17 protein-coding genes are annotated in these 17,045 nt (G+C 73.6%); 11 read left to right on the top strand and 6 right to left on the bottom strand.

Annotated elements, in window-relative coordinates:
• Nucleotide 1 precedes the first annotated feature (1 nt).
• The gene (locus tag ACFXPL_RS29620) at nt 2-853 is read left to right on the top strand and encodes an amidohydrolase family protein (RefSeq protein ID WP_384925380.1); all 852 of its coding nucleotides are present in this window, start codon (nt 2-4) and stop codon (nt 851-853) included.
• Here the strand turns inward: ACFXPL_RS29620 and ACFXPL_RS29615 are convergent.
• Entirely contained in the window at nt 841-1,563 is a 723-nt protein-coding gene (locus ACFXPL_RS29615) for an alpha/beta fold hydrolase (protein ID WP_384925326.1), read from the bottom strand. The genes ACFXPL_RS29620 and ACFXPL_RS29615 overlap by 13 nt on opposite strands.
• A 176-nt stretch (nt 1,564-1,739) precedes the next feature.
• On the opposite strand from ACFXPL_RS29615, the gene ACFXPL_RS29610 reads away from it, so the two are divergent.
• Nucleotides 1,740-2,645, top strand: coding sequence for an Fpg/Nei family DNA glycosylase (locus ACFXPL_RS29610; protein WP_384925324.1), 906 nt, complete (start codon nt 1,740-1,742; stop codon nt 2,643-2,645).
• Nucleotides 2,646-2,685: 40 nt separating this feature from the next.
• On the opposite strand, the gene ACFXPL_RS29605 is transcribed toward ACFXPL_RS29610, so the two are convergent.
• Nucleotides 2,686-3,351 carry a zf-HC2 domain-containing protein gene (locus ACFXPL_RS29605; RefSeq protein WP_384925322.1) on the bottom strand — a complete coding sequence of 222 codons (666 nt, stop codon included), beginning with the start codon at nt 3,349-3,351 and terminating at the stop codon, nt 2,686-2,688.
• A gap of 84 nt (nt 3,352-3,435) precedes the next feature.
• Here ACFXPL_RS29605 and ACFXPL_RS29600 point away from each other — a divergent pair, with 84 nt between their 5' ends.
• From ACFXPL_RS29600 to ACFXPL_RS29585, 4 genes are all read left to right on the top strand, one after another.
• On the top strand, nt 3,436-4,185 hold the full coding sequence (locus ACFXPL_RS29600; RefSeq protein ID WP_384925320.1) for a LytR/AlgR family response regulator transcription factor: 750 nt from the start codon (nt 3,436-3,438) through the stop codon (nt 4,183-4,185).
• Nucleotides 4,186-4,303: 118 nt separating this feature from the next.
• Nucleotides 4,304-4,669, top strand: a complete 366-nt coding sequence (locus ACFXPL_RS29595) for a hypothetical protein (RefSeq protein WP_384925318.1) — start codon at nt 4,304-4,306, stop codon at nt 4,667-4,669.
• Nucleotides 4,666-6,165 carry a cation acetate symporter gene (locus tag ACFXPL_RS29590; protein WP_384925316.1) on the top strand — a complete coding sequence of 500 codons (1,500 nt, stop codon included), beginning with the start codon at nt 4,666-4,668 and terminating at the stop codon, nt 6,163-6,165. The genes ACFXPL_RS29595 and ACFXPL_RS29590 overlap by 4 nt, the downstream gene beginning before the upstream one ends.
• 48 nt (nt 6,166-6,213) lie before the next feature.
• On the top strand, nt 6,214-7,410 hold the full coding sequence (locus ACFXPL_RS29585) for a sensor histidine kinase (RefSeq protein ID WP_384925314.1): 1,197 nt from the start codon (nt 6,214-6,216) through the stop codon (nt 7,408-7,410).
• A gap of 68 nt (nt 7,411-7,478) precedes the next feature.
• Here the strand turns inward: ACFXPL_RS29585 and ACFXPL_RS29580 are convergent, their stop codons facing one another.
• Complete coding sequence (locus tag ACFXPL_RS29580; protein WP_384925312.1) at nt 7,479-8,039, bottom strand: hypothetical protein; 561 nt, start codon at nt 8,037-8,039, stop codon at nt 7,479-7,481.
• A gap of 113 nt (nt 8,040-8,152) precedes the next feature.
• On the opposite strand from ACFXPL_RS29580, the gene ACFXPL_RS29575 reads away from it, so the two are divergent.
• A complete protein-coding gene (locus ACFXPL_RS29575) occupies nt 8,153-8,395 on the top strand; it encodes a zf-HC2 domain-containing protein (RefSeq protein ID WP_384925378.1) in 243 nt (80 codons plus the stop codon).
• On the opposite strand, the gene ACFXPL_RS29570 is transcribed toward ACFXPL_RS29575, so the two are convergent.
• Nucleotides 8,314-8,904 carry a sigma-70 family RNA polymerase sigma factor gene (locus ACFXPL_RS29570; protein WP_384925310.1) on the bottom strand — a complete coding sequence of 197 codons (591 nt, stop codon included), beginning with the start codon at nt 8,902-8,904 and terminating at the stop codon, nt 8,314-8,316. The two genes, ACFXPL_RS29575 and ACFXPL_RS29570, sit on opposite strands and share 82 nt — an antisense overlap.
• Before the next feature lie 281 nt (nt 8,905-9,185).
• Between ACFXPL_RS29570 and ACFXPL_RS29565 the strand changes: the two genes are divergently transcribed.
• Nucleotides 9,186-10,361, top strand: a complete 1,176-nt coding sequence (locus tag ACFXPL_RS29565) for a CapA family protein (RefSeq protein WP_384925308.1) — start codon at nt 9,186-9,188, stop codon at nt 10,359-10,361.
• Between the two features lie 119 nt (nt 10,362-10,480).
• Here ACFXPL_RS29565 and ACFXPL_RS29560 read toward each other — a convergent pair whose 3' ends face one another.
• Nucleotides 10,481-10,939: a universal stress protein gene (locus ACFXPL_RS29560; RefSeq protein ID WP_384925306.1), complete on the bottom strand. Its 459-nt coding sequence runs from the start codon at nt 10,937-10,939 to the stop codon at nt 10,481-10,483.
• A 61-nt stretch (nt 10,940-11,000) separates the two neighbouring features.
• Between ACFXPL_RS29560 and lysX the strand changes: the two genes are divergently transcribed.
• Nucleotides 11,001-14,366 carry a bifunctional lysylphosphatidylglycerol synthetase/lysine--tRNA ligase LysX gene (gene lysX, locus ACFXPL_RS29555; RefSeq protein ID WP_384925304.1) on the top strand — a complete coding sequence of 1,122 codons (3,366 nt, stop codon included), beginning with the start codon at nt 11,001-11,003 and terminating at the stop codon, nt 14,364-14,366.
• A gap of 94 nt (nt 14,367-14,460) precedes the next feature.
• Nucleotides 14,461-15,345 (top strand): polysaccharide deacetylase family protein, encoded by an 885-nt coding sequence (locus tag ACFXPL_RS29550; protein ID WP_384925302.1) that lies wholly within the window; start codon nt 14,461-14,463, stop codon nt 15,343-15,345.
• Nucleotides 15,346-15,455: 110 nt separating this feature from the next.
• On the opposite strand, the gene ACFXPL_RS29545 is transcribed toward ACFXPL_RS29550, so the two are convergent.
• Nucleotides 15,456-16,118, bottom strand: coding sequence for a class F sortase (locus ACFXPL_RS29545; protein WP_384925300.1), 663 nt, complete (start codon nt 16,116-16,118; stop codon nt 15,456-15,458).
• Between the two features lie 333 nt (nt 16,119-16,451).
• Between ACFXPL_RS29545 and ACFXPL_RS29540 the strand changes: the two genes are divergently transcribed.
• A complete protein-coding gene (locus ACFXPL_RS29540; RefSeq protein WP_384925298.1) occupies nt 16,452-16,937 on the top strand; it encodes a hypothetical protein in 486 nt (161 codons plus the stop codon).
• The last annotated feature ends 108 nt before the right edge of the window (nt 16,938-17,045 follow it).

Raw genomic sequence — 17,045 nt, 5'->3', positions numbered from 1 at the left:
GATGACCCCCGCCCCCGTCGTCGACGCCCACCACCATGTCTGGGACCTGTCCGTACGCCCCCAGGAGTGGATCACCGGCAGCCGGATGGACCCCATCCGCCGGAACTTCACCCTGGAGGAACTGACCGTCGAGACGCGGGCCGCCGGGGTGGGCGCCACCGTCCTCGTCCAGACCGTCGCCGTCGCCGCGGAGACCCCCGAGTTCCTGGCCCTCGCCGACGGCAGCGATCTCGTGGCGGGCGTCGTCGGCTGGACCGATCTCACCGCGCCCGGCGTCGCCGACACCCTCGCCGCGCTGCGCGCCCGCCCCGGCGGCCACACGCTGGTCTCCGTACGCCATCCGGTGGAGGGCGAGGCCGACCCGGAGTGGCTGCTCCGACCCGACGTGCTGCGCGGGCTGGCCGCCGTCGCGGACGCGGGGCTCGCGTACGACCTGCTGGTGCGCCCCCACCAGCTTCCCGCCGCGATCCGGGCCGCCCGGTCGCTGCCGGGGCTCACCTTCGTCCTCGACCATCTCGCCAAACCGCCCGTCGCCGAGGGCCGTACCGCCCCCTGGGCCGAGCTCCTGCGGGAGCTGGCCGCCCTGCCCAACACCGTCGCCAAACTCTCCGGGCTGGTCACCGAGGCGGACTGGGACTCCTGGCGGGCCGAAGACCTGCGCCCGTACGCGGACATCGCGCTCGACGCCTTCGGGCCCGAGCGGCTGATGTTCGGCTCCGACTGGCCGGTGTGCCGGCTGGCCGCACCGTACGGCGACGTCCTCGACGCGGCGCGCACGGTCACCGACGGGCTCTCCGCGGCCGAGCGCGACGCCGTCTTCGGGGGCACCGCGCGCCGCGTCTACACCCTCTGAACCGGGTCCGTCTCCTCCCCGGCGGCGGCCCGCGCGAAGGCGTCCCGCACCTCGTCGGGGAACCGGTCGAGACCGAGCAGCCCGGTGACCGAACCGGTCGCCAACGCGTGCCAGGTGCCTGCCCGGCGCAGCATCGGGTGGTCGCCCCCGGCGAGGAGCACGGCACACGCCTCCGCGCCCGCCTCCCTGGCACGGGCGGCCAGTGCCACGCTCTCCCGGGGATCCGTCGTCCGGTCACGGTCGCCGTGCAGCAGGACGATCCGGCGGCCGGCGAGATGGTCCACCGGCTCACCCGGCGGGCACCACGGGGCGAGCCCCACCACGCCGATGACCTGCTCGCGCGCGGCGGCGGCCAGCACCGCGCGCCCGCCCATCGAGTGGCCCACGAGCACCACGGGCACCGGTCCGACCAGCTGCTCCAGCTCGTCCAGCGCCCGCCGGGCGTCCCGGGCCGCGTCGGCGCGGGTCCCGTTCCACCCCCGGTGGCGGTAGCGGACCCGGCCCACCACCACGTCGTACCCCTCGGTGGCGCGGAGCACCGCGCGGGTGAACGGCCGCATCCGGATCCCCGGCGGATTGAGCCGGCTGGGCGGACGCTCGCTCTCCGAGCGTCCGCCGTGCAGCATCAGGACGACGGCGCGGGGGCGCGCGGCCGTCCTGTCGAGGACGAGCGCGGGCCGGACGGCGGCTCGCCGGTCGCTTTCTGGCACGTGGGCCTTCCTTCCTGCGGGTGCTGGGAGCCCCGGTGGCGGGCGCCCCTTCCCGGACGATTCGGAGCCGCGGCGGCCCCGGACGCCTCCCGGCCCCCCGGTGTGCCGTGGATCACCCGTACCAACGGAGCGAACCCCGCCGGGCGTTCCCCGGGGCCCTGCGGCACGCTGGAACCATGCCGGAAGTACCCGAGGTCGAAGCGCTGCGCACGTTTCTCGACGGCCACCTGGTCGGCAAGGAAATCGTCCGTGTCCTGCCGCTGACGGTCAATGTCCTCAAGACCTACGATCCGCCGCTCTCGGCGCTCGAAGGCACCACGGTCACCGCCGTCGCCCGCCACGGCAAGTATCTCGACATCGTCACCGCGGGCACGGGCGGTACAACCGCGGGCACGGGCGGTACGGGGGACGACGTGCTGCACCTCGCGGTCCATCTGGCCCGCGCGGGCTGGCTGCGCTGGAAGGACGCGTTCTCCGGCGCGCCGCCGCGCCCCGGAAAGGGGCCGCTCGCCTGGCGGACCGTGCTGGCCGAGGGCGACGGCTTCGACCTGACCGAGGCGGGCACCACCAAGCGCCTCGCCGTCCACCTCGTCCGCGATGTGGCGGACGTCCCCGGCATCGCCCGGCTCGGCCCCGATCCGCTCGCCGCCTCCTTCGACCGCGCCGCGTTCGGCCGGCTGCTCGCCGGTGAACGGCGCCGGATCAAGGGCGCCCTGTGCGACCAGCGGCTCCTCGCGGGCATCGGCAACGCCTACAGCGACGAGATCCTGCACGCCGCGCGGATGTCGCCGTTCAAGCCGGTGAAGAACCTCTCCGAGGACGAGGTCACCGAGCTGTACGAGGCGCTGCGCACCACCCTCGGCGACGCCGTCGAGCGCTCGCGCGGGGTGGCGGCGGGAGGGCTCAAGGCGGAGAAGAGGACCGGGCTGCGGGTGCACGGCCGTACCGGCGAGGCATGTCCCGTCTGCGGGGACACCATCAGGGAGGTCTCCTTCAGCGACTCCTCGCTCCAGTACTGCCCCACCTGCCAGACGGGCGGCAGACCGCTCGCCGACCGCAGGATGTCCCGGCTGCTCAAATAGGCGGGGCGGGGGACGTACCGAGGCGGTACGTACGCCGCCGTCAGCCGCCGCCGATCCGTACCACCACACGGCCGTCCCCGGCCCGTACCTCGAAGTGGTCGATCTCGCCGGGACGCATCGACGCACCGCCGCGGGTGATCAGCCGCTCGCCGTCCTCCGTACGGGACGCCCAGCTCGTCACCGTCTCCCTGGAGCCGTCCACGCCCACGGCGATCAGCGCGCAGACCCCGGTGACGGCGGGCCGCACCAGCTCCAGATCGACGTTCGTGCCCCAGTCGGTCTCCGTCGTCGTCACCATCGCCGCCGTCCCCTTCGTATGGTCCGACGCCGTCCACTGGGCGCTCGCCGCGGGGCCCGCGACCGTCGTCCGCGTCACCCCGAGGACGGTGAGCGGACCGCCCATCACCAGCGCCGCCGCCACGGCCGCCAGCGCGAGCCGGCGCCTGCGGCCGCGCCGCCGCCCCTCCGCCGTGCGGCCGAGCAGCCGCGACAGCATCTCCGGGCCCGCGACGACGACCGGCGCCATTCCGGCCGGGGTCTGCCGCGCGTAGAGGTCGAGCTGTGTCTTCACCCCGCCGAAGTCACCCAGCGACAGGGTGCACCGCGGGCACTCCATGAGGTGATCCTCGAAGCGAAAGGCGTCCGCGGCGTTGAGCACGCCCAGGGCGTAGGCGCCGACATCGCGATGGAGGTCCAAGGTCCGCATGGTCTCTGGTACGCGGCGGAGCGCCGAATCACTCAAAGAACCGCGGTCGACCACTTACACTCCGGCGTCCTACACTCCGGCGTCATGCTGCGCGTACTGGCTGTGGACGACGAAGAACCGGCCCTGGAGGAGCTCCTCTACCTGCTCAGAGCCGATCCGCGGATCCGCCGCGCCGAGGGCGCCACCAGCGCGACCGAGGCGCTGCGCGGGATCGGCGCGGCGCTCGACGCCGGGCCCGACGACGCGGCCGCCGTCGATGTCGTCTTCCTCGACATCCACATGGCCGGACTGAGCGGACTCGACGTCGCCCGGCTGCTCGCGGGGTTCGCCGAGCCCCCGCTGATCGTCTTCGTCACGGCCCACGAGGGCTTCGCCGTCCAGGCGTTCGACCTGAAGGCCGTCGACTACGTCCTCAAGCCCGTCCGCAGGGAGCGGCTGGCGGAGGCCGTACGCCGGGTCGCCGAGCTGGTGGGGGAACGCGCCCCGATCGCCGCCCCGGCCGCCGACCAGATAGCCGTCGAACTGGGCGGGGTGATCCGCTTCGTCGCCGTCGACGACATCGCCTACGCCGAGGCGCAGGGAGACTACGCCCGGCTGCACACCGGCACCGGCAGCCATCTCGTGCGGATCCCCCTGACCACGCTGGAGGAGCGCTGGCGGGCGCGCGGGTTCGTACGGATCCACCGCCGCCACCTCGTCGCGCTGGCCAGGATCGACGAGATGCGGCTGGACGCGGGCGCGATGAGCGTGCGCGTCGGCGACGCGGAGCTGGCCGTCAGCCGCCGGCACGCCCGCGCGCTGAGGGATCTGCTGATGCGGCAGACCGGTCGCTGACCAGGGCCTTCCCCTTGGATCACCGGGCTGCGTACACTCCGGGCGCGAGCCGTCGCCGAACCGGGGGGCGGCACGGAGGGCGCGGCGGTACGAGAAGTACGGCGGGGGAGGAGACACCATGGTCGGGGAGCCCGCGGCGCCGCGCCGCGAGATCGTCACCGGGGAGCCCCGGCGCGTACGGCCCCTGCCGCGCTACCGCGCCCAGGCGGAGATCGCCGAGCAGACCGCGCTCGGCGACGCGTACGTCCGCTCCCTGATGCGCAGTCAGCTACGGGCCGCGCTCACCGCGTTCGCGGTCCTCGCCCTCGTCGCGGGCACCCTGCCCCTCGCCTTCGCCACACTGCGCGACGCCACCGCCGTCTGGGTCGTGCTGGGCTTCGCCGCCTACCCGCTGCTCACGCTGCTCGCCTGGTGGTACGTACGGCGCGCCGAGCGCAACGAGCGCGACTTCGCCCGGCTGGTGAAGGGCCGGCCCGTTCCGTGAGCCAGAGCCACCCGGCGGTGGCGATCGCCCTCGTCGTCCTCGCCACCGTCCTCGTCGGCGGATTCGGGCTGCGGATCTCCCGTACCACCTCCGACTTCTACGTCGCCTCCCGCACCGTCGGACCGGCCCTCAACGCCGCCGCGATCAGCGGTGAGTACCTCTCCGCCGCCTCCTTCCTCGGGGTCGCCGGGCTGGTGCTGCTGCACGGCCCCGACATGCTCTGGTACCCCGTCGGCTACACCGCCGGTTATCTCGTGCTGCTCGTCTTCGTCGCCGCGCCGCTGCGCCGCTCGGGCGCGTACACCCTGCCCGACTTCGCGGAGGGGCGGCTGGAGTCACGGGCGGTGCGACGTCTGGTGAGCGTCTTCGTGGTCGGCGCGGGCTGGCTCTACCTCGTCCCGCAACTCCAGGGCGCCGGGCTGACGTTGAAGATCCTCACCGGAGCGCCCGACTGGTTCGGCGGGGTGCTCGTCTCCCTCGTCGTGGTGGTGGCCGTCGCGGCGGGCGGGATGCGCAGCATCACCTTCGTGCAGGCGTTCCAGTACTGGCTCAAGCTCACCGCGCTGCTCGTGCCCGCGATCTTCCTGCTGCTGGCCTGGCAGGGCGACGGCCGGCCGCCGGTGGACCTCGATCTGACCGGCGCCGTCGCCGGACGCGCGGACCATCCCCTGTACGCGACGTACGGGCTGATCGTGGCGACCTTCCTCGGCACGATGGGGCTGCCCCATGTCGTCGTCCGCTTCTACACCAGCCCCAACGGGCGGGCCGCCCGCCGCACCACCGTGTTCGTCCTGGCGCTGATCGGCGCGTTCTACCTGCTGCCGCCCGTCTACGGCGCGCTGGGCCGGCTGTACGTGCCCGAACTCCCGCACGGCGCGTACGCCGACGCCGCCGTCCTGCTGCTGCCGGAGCGTGCGATCGGCGGGCTCGGCGGGGATCTGCTGGGCGCGCTCGTCGCGGGCGGGGCGTTCGCCGCGTTCCTGTCGACCGCCTCGGGGCTGACGACGGCCGTCGCGGGGGTACTCACCCAGGACGTGCTCCCCTCGCGCGGCGTACGGGACTTCCGGCTGGCGACCCCGCTCGCCATGGCCGTCCCCCTCGGCGGCTCCCTGCTGGTCAGCGGGATCCCCGTGGCGGACTCCGTCGGGATGGCCTTCGCGGTCTCCGCGTCGTCGTTCTGCCCCCTGCTGGTGCTCGGGATCTGGTGGCGGCGGCTCACCCCGCCCGGCGCGATCGCGGGGCTGCTGCTCGGCGGTGGTCTCGCGTTCGCGGCGACGGTGATCACGGTGAGCGGAACGGTACGGTCCGGCTGGCCGCACGCGCTGCTGGCCTGGCCCGCCGTGTGGTCCGTACCGGTCGGCTTCCTCGCGATGATCCTGGTGTCCCTGGCCACCCGGAGCCGGATACCGCCCGGTACCAACGCCGCCATGACACGCTTCCACCTCCCGGAGGCCCTGATGCCGGGTGGCCGGGACAGCACAGGAGGTACGCGATGAGCGGAGCTGGGGGAGGCGCGCCATGAGCGGAGCCGCTGGGGGTGCCCGATGAGCGGAGCCGCCCTCGCCGTGCTGATCGTGCTCGGTCCGCTGCTCCTCGCGGGCGGCTTCGTCCTCGGCCGCCGCACCGCGCGCCCCGAGCGGACCAGCGACGTCGGTACCCCCGTCGAGCACGCCACCTTCGAGACCCTGCACACCGCGTCGCTCGCCGCGCCCCCGCTGCGGGCGGGTCTCACCGAGGAGAGCGCCCGCAAGGCCGCCCACCGGCTGCGCTCCCTGCTCGGCACGGACGCGCTCTGCCTCACCGACCGGGAGCGGGTCCTCGCCTGGGACGGGCGCGGCGGCCACCACGCCGAGCGGGCGATGGAGCGGGCCGGGGAACTGCTCGCCAGCGGGCGCGGCACGGCCTTCAGCGACGGCTGCGACGATCTCGACTGCCCACTGCGCTGGGGCGTGGCCGCCCCGCTGACCGTCGACAACCGTGTGCTCGGCACCCTGATCGCCTACGCGCCGCGCGAGTCCGCGGTCCTGGCCCGCGCGGTCGGCGAGGTGGCCCGCTGGGTCTCCGTCCAGCTCGAACTCGCCGAGCTGGACCGTTCCAGGACCCGGCTGATCGAGGCGGAGATCAAGGCGCTGCGGGCGCAGATCTCCCCGCACTTCATCTTCAACTCGCTCGCCGCGATCGCCTCGTTCGTGCGTACCGACCCGGAGCGGGCCCGTGAACTCCTGCTGGAGTTCGCGGACTTCACCCGCTACTCGTTCCGCAGGCGCGGCGAGTTCACCACCCTCGCCGACGAACTCCACTCCATCGACCAGTATCTGGCCCTCGTCCGGGCCCGGTTCGGTGAACGGCTCTCGGTCACCCTGCAGATCGCCCCCGAAGTACTGCCCGTGGCCCTGCCGTTCCTCTGTCTCCAGCCGCTCGTCGAGAACGCCGTCAAGCACGGCCTCGAAGGAGCGGCGGCGGCCACGACGAGCCGTATCACCATCAGCGCGCTCGACGCGGGCGCCGAGGCGGAGGTGGTGATCGAGGACGACGGCGTCGGCATGGAGCCGGACCGGCTGCGCCGGATCCTGCGCGGCGAGGGCGACGCGTCCACCGGCATCGGGCTGCTCAACGTGGACGAGCGGCTGCGCCAGGTCTACGGCGACGCGTACGGCCTGGTCATCGAGACCGGGATCGGCGCGGGCACGAAGATCACGGTACGGGTGCCCAAGTACCGCGCGGGGGTGCACGGCACCTGAGCGGCGGTCGCTCCGCCCCCGGGCCCACGGGGGCCGGGGGCACCGGCGCGGCGGCCGGGGCGCGGGGGTCAGAAGAGATGGATCGCGAGATGGCCCAGCGGCAGCCCGAGCTGCCAGGCCGGGGTCCACACCCGGGGCCCCGCCTCCTCTCCCGGGAACTCTCCCGTGAACTCCACGGCCGGCTGCCCCGTGGAACCTCCCGAGCGGAGCGTGGTCCCGTGCGGGGGCGCCACCGCGTCGAGGTCGGGCGCCAGCAGCTCCGTCTCCTCCAGCCAGCGCCAGGCGTTCCCGGCCAGCGCCAGATCGGGGTCGCGGACCTCCGAGGCCGACTCGAAGTCGGCCGCCTCCAGCAGGTCCAGGCGTCCGCACACCCAGTCCCGCCAGGACGTCCCGTACGCCGTCAGTGAACGCCACTCCTCCATCCTGGCCACGACACGCGGTCCGCCCACCGAGCCGTCCGAGAGGAAAATCGTCAGGGCGAGCGCGTCCCGGCCCGCCCGGTACTCCAGCGTCGTCGGCGGCATCAGATCCCCGGTGCGCAGCAGCTCGTCGGCGATGTACTCGGCGTACATCCAAGCCATGGGCACCAGAAGGCCGCCGCCGGCCCCTTCGGTACATTCCGGACGCATTGCTTTTCCGCCTTCCTTTCCTCCCCCGAAGCGTGCTTAAGGGAGCATTGAACCGGCGGAGACCGCCCCGCGTGGCCAGAAGAGCAGGATCCGGCGGCGGACGGGAGCGGATTGTGACGGGTGAGGCCGAGAGTGACGCGCCCGGCGATGGAGCGGACGATTCCGGTCCGCATGTGCGGTCGCTTCTCGGCGCCTATGTGCTGGAAGCGCTGGAGCCGGCGGAGGACCGGCGGGTCGCGGACCACCTCGCGGGGTGCGACGCGTGCGGCGCCGCCTATCTGGAGGTGGCCGACGCGCCGTCACTGCTCGCGCTGCTGGCGGAGGACGACCTGCTGGCGGAGGACGGTCCGCGGTAGCCGGGCAGCTCGCGGGAGAGCGCCCGCAGGGCGTAGTACGAGCGGGACTTGACCGTGCCGGGCGGGATGCCCAGCGCCGACGCCGCCTCGTTCACGCTCAGTCCGCGGAAGTAGATCTGGGCCAGCACCGCGCGGTGCTCGCGGCTCAGCGTCCGGACCGCCTGGCGTACGTCGAGCGCCGCGACCGTGCTCTCCGTACGGTCCTCGGGGTCGGCGGCGGCGGCGAGGACCCCGTCGCCGACCTCCGGGGGGCGCGCCAGGCGTGATCTGCGCGCGTCGATCGCCAGCCTGCGGGCGACGGTGAAGAGCCAGGGCCGCATGGACTCGAAGGGGCCCTCGAACGCCTCGGGGTGGAGCCAGGCCCGTACCAGGGTCTCCTGGAGCAGATCCTCGGCGCGCTGGCGGTCGCCGTAGGTCAGCCCCAGCAGGAAGTTCAGCAGGGCGGGCCCGTGGTCGCGCTGAAGCTCCGTCAGCGCCCGCTCGTCGGTCGTCTCCGTGGCCGTGGTCATCGTGAACGCCCTTTCCCGTCGGGGTCGCTGTCCTGCGGTGTTCGCTGCCGCCTGCCGTATCCGAACGCATGGCGGCGCCGAGGGACAGGGAGCGCACCGAGGTCTGCGACGAGCGGTCGCTCACTGCGGCGAGTGGTGCGGTGAACGGTCGGACGGTGGTGTTCGGCCCCTTTCGGGCGTCCTGTCGGCTTGGCTCCTTGACATGTATTTATATGACTATATGGATTCATTGCGTTGGTATTCCGCCTTCTCGCCCCTTCACGGAAACCGGAGTCCGCCCGATGACCCAGCGCATGCGACAGGGAGCCGTGGCCGCCGCCGTTCTGCTCCTCGGCACCACGGCGGCCTGCACCGGCCCCGCACAGCCGCCCGCCCTCCACGGACCGCCGGGACACGGCTCCGCCCCGCAGCGCGGCTTCACCCTCGTCGCCTCGGGCGACGTCCTGCCCCACGACTCCGTCATCGCCTGGGGCAACGAGGCGGCCGACGACGGTGACGGCTACGACTTCCGGCCCATGCTCGCCGGGGTGAAACCGGTCGTGTCCCGGGCCGATCTGGCGATCTGTCACATGGAGACCGCGTACGGCGAGGAGGAGGGGCCGTTCTCCGGCTACCCGGCCTTCGTCTCCCCGCCCCAGCTCGCCGCCGGGCTGCGCGCGACCGGCTACGACTCCTGCTCCACCGCCTCGAACCACACACTGGACGACGGCGCCGACGGCGTACGCCGCACCCTCGACGCCTTCGACAAGGCCGGGCTGAAGCACGCGGGGTCGGCGCGCTCCGCCGCCGAGGCCCGCCGCCCCGCCCTGCTGACCGCGAACGGCGCCCGCGTCGCCCAGCTCGCGTACACCTACGGCACCAACGACCAGCCGCTTCCCGACGGGCAGCCCTGGGCCGTCAACCTCGTCGACGAGCGCCGGATCGTCGCCGACGCGCGCGCCGCCCGCGCGGCCGGCGCCGATGTCGTCGTGGTCAGCCTGCACTGGGGTACCGAATGGCAGACCGCCCCGGACGACGACCAGCTCGGCCTCGGGCGGAAGCTCACCGCGTCCCGCACCGGCGGCCGTCCCGACATCGACCTGATCCTCGGCACCCACGCCCATGTCCCGCAGGCGTACGAGAAGGTCAACGGGACATGGATCATCTACGGGATGGGCGACCAGGTCGCCGGCACGATGGCCGACGACGAGGGCGACCAGGACCCGCGCGGCAACCAGGGCTCGATCGGCCGCTTCACCTTCGCGCCGCCCGCCGCGCCGGGGCAGCGCTGGCGCGTCGAGAAGGCCGAGTTCGTCCCGGAGCTCATGGACCTCACGTCCGGCCGCGTCGTCAGCCTGCCGCGCGCCCTGCGCGACGAGCCGGACCGCGACGACTACGAGGAGGCCAGGTCGTCCATCACCTCGGCGGTGCTGAGCCGCGGCGCCGCCGCCGACGGACTGACCGAGGGCGACGGCTGACGGTACGGCGCACGCGGACGGCGGCGGGCTCCGGGCGCAAGCCCCCCCCCACGAGCCCCGGAGCAAGCCCCCTACGGGCCCCGGGTGCGACACGCCCCGAGGTCCCCGGGTGCGAGCCCCTACGGAACGACGGTCACCGGCCAGCGGCCCGCCTTGACCAGCCGTACCGCCACCGAGCCGACGAACCGGTGCCCCGCCGACTCCGACGCGCCGACCACCACCGCGTCCGCCGTCAGCTCCTCGGCCGCGGTGACCAGGCCGTTGTACGGGTCCCCGTGGAAGGTGTGGAACTCCCAGCGGACGTCCCAGGTGTCCTTGACCCGCTCCAGCGACCCGCGGATCTCGGCCACCAGCCCCTCGGCGATCTCCCCGGTGGCCTCGGCGACCGGGGCCCCCAGGGCGGCGCCCGCCGTCATCACCGGCTGTACGTAGACGATCGCCAGCAGCGCGTTCTGCCGCCGGGCGAGACCGCTCGCGTACGCGGCGGCACGGAACGAGGACTGGGAACCGTCCATACCGACGACGATCACCTTCGGGCCATCGGTCCCGCGTTCGAATCGGGTTGGCTGCTGAGTCACGGCACGCAGGTTATCCGCTCCCGACGGGCGGCCCGACGCCGGTCTGCCTAGAGTGCTGATCATGAGCGCCGGCGGACGAGGACGGGAGCGGGGACAGGGCAGGGGACCGGAGCACGGACGGGACCGGGTGCCGGAGCGGGGAAAGATCACGGGGACCGCACCCGACGGCCTCCTCGGCCGGGTGCCGGGCGCCCTCGCGATGTTCTTCGTCGGGCTCGGCGTGTACTGCGCCGCCATCGCGCTCATCGCCCCGCTGCGCCGGTTGCTCGCCCCCGTCACGCGCTTCCTCGACACCGTGGTCGTCCCCCTCAGCGCCAACCTCGCGTACGCCGTCTTCCTGCTGCTCCTGGCCGCGGCCATCGGCGCCAGGAAGAAGGTCGCCTGGTGGCTGGTGATCGTCTATCTGGGGCTGCTCGCCCTCAGCGATCTCCTGCTGCTGATGGCCCTCGCCGAGGGACAGTGGCTGCCCAACCTCCTGCTGTGCGCCGTCGCCGTCTCCGTACTCCTCCTGGCGCGCCGCCACTTCTACGCCGAGACACGCCACGGCGCGGTCCGCAGAGCGCTGCTCGTCCTGGTCCTCGGGCTGGCCGCCGGGGTGCTGGCCGGCTGGGGACTGGTCGCCGCCTTCCCCGGCACCCTCGTGGGCGGCCAGCGGCTGCTGTGGGCCGCCAACCGGGTGCTCGGCGGGCTGGTCTCCAGCGGCGCCTTCGACGGCACGCCGCCCCACCCCCTCTTCTTCCTCCTCGGCCTGTTCGGCGCCGTGGCCCTGCTGGCCGCCGCCGGCACCCTCTTCCGCTCGCAGCGCGTCGAATCCGCCCTGCACGGCGACGAGGAGCCCCGGATCCGCGCCCTGCTCGGGGCGTACGGAGCCCAGGACTCGCTGGGCTACTTCGCCACCCGCCGCGACAAGGCCGTCGTCTTCGCACCGGGCGGCAGGGCCGCCGTCACCTACCGCGTCGAAACCGGTGTCGCGCTCGCCAGCGGCGACCCGGTGGGCGACCGCGCCGCCTGGGCCCCCGCGATCGACGCGTGGCTCGGCCTCGCCAGACGCTACGCCTGGGCCCCGGCCGTGATGGGCGCCTCCGAGGACGGCGCCACCGCCTACGCGCGCGCCGGGCTCGGCGCGATCCAGCTCGGCGACGAGGCGATCCTCCTGCCGGACCGGTTCGACCTCGCGGGGCCGGGGATGCGGGTCATCCGGCAGGCCGTCGGCCGGGTCCGCAGGACCGGCGCCACCGCGACGATCCGGCGGCACTCCGCGCTCACCGGGCCGGAGAGGGCCCAGCTCGTCGAGCGAGCCGACGCCTGGCGCGACACCGACACAGAACGCGGCTTCTCCATGGCGCTCGACCGGCTCGGCGACCCGGCCGACGGTGACTGCCTGCTCGTCGAGGCGCGGGACGCCCGGGGCATCCTGATCGCCCTGCTCTCCTTCGTCCCCTGGGGCCGCGACGGCGTCTCCCTCGACCTGATGCGCCGCGACCGCGAAGCCCCCAACGGCGTCATGGAGTTCATGGTCGCCGAACTGTGCGACCACGCGCGCGAACTCGGCGTCCGCCGGATCTCGCTCAACTTCGCCGTCTTCCGCGCCGCCTTCGAGGAAGGCGCCCGGATCGGCGCGGGCCCCGTACTGCGGCTCTGGCGGAGACTGCTGCTCTTCTTCTCCCGGTGGTGGCAGCTCGAAGCCCTGTACCGCTCCAACGTCAAGTACCGGCCGCAGTGGTTCCCCCGCTTCCTCTGCTACGGCGACGCGGGCTCCCTCGCCCGGATCGCCCTCGCCTCCGGCATCGCGGAGGGCTTCGTCTCCGTCCCCGGCCTCGGCACCGCCCGGGGCCGGTGGCGCCGCCGTCCCCGCGGCGTCGCGGGACCGGCCGCCACCGCGGGACTGCCCGCCATCGAGGCGCTGCGGCTGCCAGGGCCCGACGCCGCCACGCGGGAGCGACGGACGCCCGAGCAGATACGGATCCGCCGCCGCAAGCTGGAGCGGCTGCGCGCGGAAGGCACCGACCCGTACCCCGTCGGGGTGGCGCCGCCCACCGCCACCCTGGCGGAGATCCGGGCCGCGCACCCCGCGCCGGCCGCGGGATCCCGTACCGGCGAACGGACCACCGTCGCCGGCCGGGTGATGGCGCTGCGCGACTTCGGCGGGGTCGTCTTCGCCGTCCTGCGCGACTGGTCGGGCGACCTCCAGCTCGCCCTGACCCGGGACACGGCCGGCGCCGGGTCGCTGCGCCGCTTCACCGCCGACATCGACCTGGGGGACCATCTCACCGCCACCGGCGAGATCGGCGCCAGCGACCGGGGCGAGCTCTCGGTCTTCGTCACCGACTGGCGGCTCACCGGAGCCTGTCTGCGCCCACTGCCCGACAAACGGCGCGGCCTCACCGACCCCGAGGCGCGGGTGCGGCACCGCGCGCTCGACCTGATCGTCAGACCCGACGCCCGTGCGGTCGTACGCGTACGCTCCGCCGTCGTCCAGGGGCTGCGCCAGGGGCTGCTCGAACGCGGCTACCTGGAGGTGGAGACGCCGATGCTGCAGCGGGTGCACGGCGGCGCCAACGCCCGGCCGTTCACCACCCACATCAACGCCTACGACCTCGACCTCACCCTGCGCATCGCGCCGGAGCTGTACCTCAAACGGCTCTGCGTCGGTGGCCTGGAGAAGGTCTTCGAACTCGGCCGCATCTTCCGCAACGAGGGTGTCTCGTACAAGCACAACCCCGAGTTCACCATGGTCGAGGCCTACCAGGCGTACGCCGACTACGACGTGATGCTCGACCTGACCCGCGAGCTGATCCAGGGCGCGGCGACCGCCGCCCACGGCGCGCCGGTCGCCCGTGGGACGGGCCCCGACGGCCGCCCCACCGAGGTGGACCTCTCGGGGCGCTGGCCGGTCAGGACGGTGTACGGGGCCCTCTCCGAGGCGCTCGGGGAGGAGATCGGCGCCGGCACCGGCGAGGCGGCGCTGCGCCGGCTCTGCGACCGCTCGGGCGTGCCGCACACCCAGGACGACACGCGAGGCGAGGTCGTGCTGGAGATGTACGAGCGGCTGGTGGAGGCGGAGACCCGGGAGCCCGTCTTCTACAAGGACTTCCCGACCGATGTCTCCCCGCTCGCCCGCCCCCACCGGGCCGATCCGCGGCTCGCCGAGCGGTGGGACCTCGTCGCGTACGGCATCGAACTGGGCACCGCCTACTCCGAGCTGACCGACCCGACGGAGCAGCGGCGGCGGCTCACCGCGCAGTCCCTGCGCGCCGCCGGCGGCGATCCGGAGGCGATGGAGCTGGACGAGGACTTCCTGGAGGCGCTGGAGTACGCGATGCCGCCCACCGGCGGTCTGGGCCTCGGTGTCGACCGGCTCGTCATGTTCCTCACCGGGCTGACCATCCGTGAGACACTGCCGTTCCCGCTGGTGCGCAAGGTCTGAAGCGTGCTCCGTTCCCTCATCCCATCGGGTGTTTTACCCGGGATAACCAGTGTTGATGAACGGCGTGGAGCATCCGCCGTACGAACCATTGGTCATGAAAAAGGATCAGATGATTCTGGGGCGCCGTGGGGCGCTGCGGATCGCCGCCTGTCTCGGCGTCGCGGTCACCGCCCGGCTGCTGAGCACCGGAGAGGCCGGGACACCCGGCCGCCCCGCCGGGCCGCCGCCCGCGGCCGGGCCGGGCGCGCCGGTCCCGGTGCGGGACGCGCCCGTGACAGGCGCCGCGGGGCCGCCGGCCGGCCTGGGGGCGCGCCCCTCCGCGTACCGGCTCCAGCCCCTGACCGAAGGGGCGCAGAACGGCCTCGGCAGACCCCTGCCCCCTGTTCGCCGCAAGCCCTTCCTGGAACTGCCCGAACTGGGCCACACCATGGTGCTCACCTTCGACGACGGACCGGACCCCGCGTACACCCCCGGGATCCTGCGCACTCTGCGCGACCACGATGTCCGCGCGATGTTCTTCGTCTGCGGAGAGATGGCCGACGTCCACCGCGACCTGCTGCGGGAGATCGCCGACGACGGCCATGTCATCGGTAACCACTCCTGGTCGCATCCGCAGATGACCAAGCTCACCCGCTCCGGCATCCGTGGTGAGCTGGAGCGGACCCGCGAGGTGATCGAGGAGACCGTCGGAGCCGCGCCGCTCTGGTACCGCGCGCCGTACGGCGCCTGGAACCGGCACTCCTTCGAACTCGGCGCGGAGATGGGCATGGAACCGCTCGCCTGGACGGTCGACTCCCTCGACTGGACCACGCCCGGCACCGGCACGATCGTCCGCAGGGTGCTGGACGGCGCGGGCCCGGGCGTCGTCATCCTCTCGCACGACGCGGGCGGCAACCGTTCGCAGAGCGTGACGGCGCTGCGCCGGTATCTGCCCCGGCTGCTGGACGAGGGCTACCGCGTCGCGGTGCCGCACCGCTGAACCGCGACGCGGCGGGGGACGGGGGTGTACGGGTACAGAGGGGTACGTGGGTAACGGGGGGTACGTGGGTACGGGGCCGGCTCCCGTGGCGGGGGCCGGCCCCGTACCGTTCAGCGGGTGGAGACCATGCGGGCGAAGACGACGACGTTGCCGTCGTACCCCCTTGTCCTGGAGTAACCGCCGCCGCAGGTGATCACCCGCAGCTCGGCGTGGCCGGTGTCGCCGTAGACCCGGGAGCCGGGGAAGTCGTTCTTCGAGAAGACCTCGACCCCGTAGACCTCGAACACGGCGGTGCTGCCGTCGTACCGGTCGACCTCGACGTGCCGGCCCTTGGCCACCGCGCCCAGACCGTAGAAGACGGTGGGACCCGCCTGGTTGTCGACATGGCCGACGACCACGGCCGTACCGCGCTGCCCCGGTGACACCCCGTTCTGGTACCAGCCGGCCAGATTGGGGTCCTGCGGGGGCGGCGCGGCGATCCATCCGTCCGGGTCGAGCCCCACGTCCATCACCGGTGCGTCCACCTTGATCGCCGGAATGCGGATCCGGGACATCGGGGCGTACGGCAGCGGCTTGATGTCCGGCAGCGCGGAGGTGGCCAGCGCGGCCGGGTCGGGTCTGCTGGCCGGCGCCGCCGCGGACGCCGGTTGCGGAGGTCCCAGCGGTACGTCCAACCCGTTGCGCATCAGGGCGATCCCCGTGAGCATGACGAGAGCCAGTACGCCCCAGGGCGAGCGCTTCCTCGACTCCGGGGCATGGTGGTCCTGGCCCATATTTCTCCCTTCGTGGGCAGCCTGCAGGCACGGTAAGGGCGCGGGGCCCGACCGGCGATCAGTGGCGGGCGAACGGGTGGTACGGGCGTCCGTGATGCCCCAACCGGGTCACCGGGACGCCCCAACCGAGTAATCCGCCCGACAAAATTTCTGACGGTCCGTGACCTGCGGCTCCGCCCGGCCGGGGCCCTTTCCTACGGCGTGTCGGCGTACTCGCGCGTACCGGGTCGAAATGCGCGCTTCCGGTTGCCCGGTGAGGGTTCGTCATGGAAGGCGTTCTCGTCGAATTTCCCGGAGCGCCGCTTTGGGGCGCCTTCCGCTGGAGGTTCAACGATGCGTGCTTCACGCGCTCTCGCGGTGACCGCGACCGCCTGCGCGGCCGTGGCGCTCTCCGCTCCGCTGGCCGGCGCCACCAATGGCCCCCGCGATGTCTCCGTCAACCCGTTCGAGGTCCACCGGGGCGGCACACTCCACATCCGGGTGGAGGGCTGCGGCCACGGAGGCACGGTCACCTCCAACGCCTTCTCCCGGGTCGAACTGTCCGTCAACTCGTCGGGGCACTCCTCGGCCCGCGCCAGGATCCACGACTTCACCACGCCCGGCCACTACAACCTGGCGGTCCGGTGCAGTGACGACCCCCGCACCGTCACGCACCAGTTCCGGGTGCTGGAGGGGCGGGGCGCGCTCGGCGGGCTCGGCGGGTCCGTGGGCCCCAGTTCCACGGAGATGGCGGTCGGCGGCGGTCTGGTCGCCTCGGCGGCCGTCGGCGGGTCGTTCTTCCTCACCCGTCGGCGGCGCCTGAACGCCGTGGGCTTCTGACCGGACGGGTTCCGGCGGGCCGCCCTGGCCCGGCGGGCCCGGACGGGTCAGGAAGGGCGCGGACGCCGGACGCCGGACGCCGGACGCCCGTCGCCCCGAGCCGGAACG

The organism is Streptomyces sp. NPDC059092 (genome assembly GCF_042756365.1).
Classification (GTDB): Bacteria; Actinomycetota; Actinomycetes; order Streptomycetales; family Streptomycetaceae; genus Streptomyces.
Note: the sequence above shows the minus strand (reverse complement) of the source record. Positions and strands in the feature narration are given on the sequence as shown.

Bases quoted from the DNA above. Each gene is read 5' to 3' on its own strand.
- ACFXPL_RS29620 (WP_384925380.1), top strand. From the start codon at position 2: ATGACCCCCGCCCCCGTCGTCGACGCCCACCACCATGTCTGGGACCTG.
- ACFXPL_RS29605 (WP_384925322.1), bottom strand. From the start codon at position 3,351: ATGCGGACCTTGGACCTCCATCGCGATGTCGGCGCCTACGCCCTGGGC.
- ACFXPL_RS29570 (WP_384925310.1), bottom strand. From the start codon at position 8,904: ATGACCACGGCCACGGAGACGACCGACGAGCGGGCGCTGACGGAGCTT.
- ACFXPL_RS29580 (WP_384925312.1), bottom strand. From the start codon at position 8,039: ATGCGTCCGGAATGTACCGAAGGGGCCGGCGGCGGCCTTCTGGTGCCC.
- ACFXPL_RS29540 (WP_384925298.1), top strand. From the start codon at position 16,452: ATGCGTGCTTCACGCGCTCTCGCGGTGACCGCGACCGCCTGCGCGGCC.
- ACFXPL_RS29600 (WP_384925320.1), top strand. From the start codon at position 3,436: ATGCTGCGCGTACTGGCTGTGGACGACGAAGAACCGGCCCTGGAGGAG.
- ACFXPL_RS29585 (WP_384925314.1), top strand. From the start codon at position 6,214: ATGAGCGGAGCCGCCCTCGCCGTGCTGATCGTGCTCGGTCCGCTGCTC.
- lysX (WP_384925304.1), top strand. From the start codon at position 11,001: ATGAGCGCCGGCGGACGAGGACGGGAGCGGGGACAGGGCAGGGGACCG.
- ACFXPL_RS29550 (WP_384925302.1), top strand. From the start codon at position 14,461: ATGAAAAAGGATCAGATGATTCTGGGGCGCCGTGGGGCGCTGCGGATC.
- ACFXPL_RS29610 (WP_384925324.1), top strand. From the start codon at position 1,740: ATGCCGGAAGTACCCGAGGTCGAAGCGCTGCGCACGTTTCTCGACGGC.
- ACFXPL_RS29565 (WP_384925308.1), top strand. From the start codon at position 9,186: ATGACCCAGCGCATGCGACAGGGAGCCGTGGCCGCCGCCGTTCTGCTC.
- ACFXPL_RS29545 (WP_384925300.1), bottom strand. From the start codon at position 16,118: ATGGGCCAGGACCACCATGCCCCGGAGTCGAGGAAGCGCTCGCCCTGG.
- ACFXPL_RS29595 (WP_384925318.1), top strand. From the start codon at position 4,304: ATGGTCGGGGAGCCCGCGGCGCCGCGCCGCGAGATCGTCACCGGGGAG.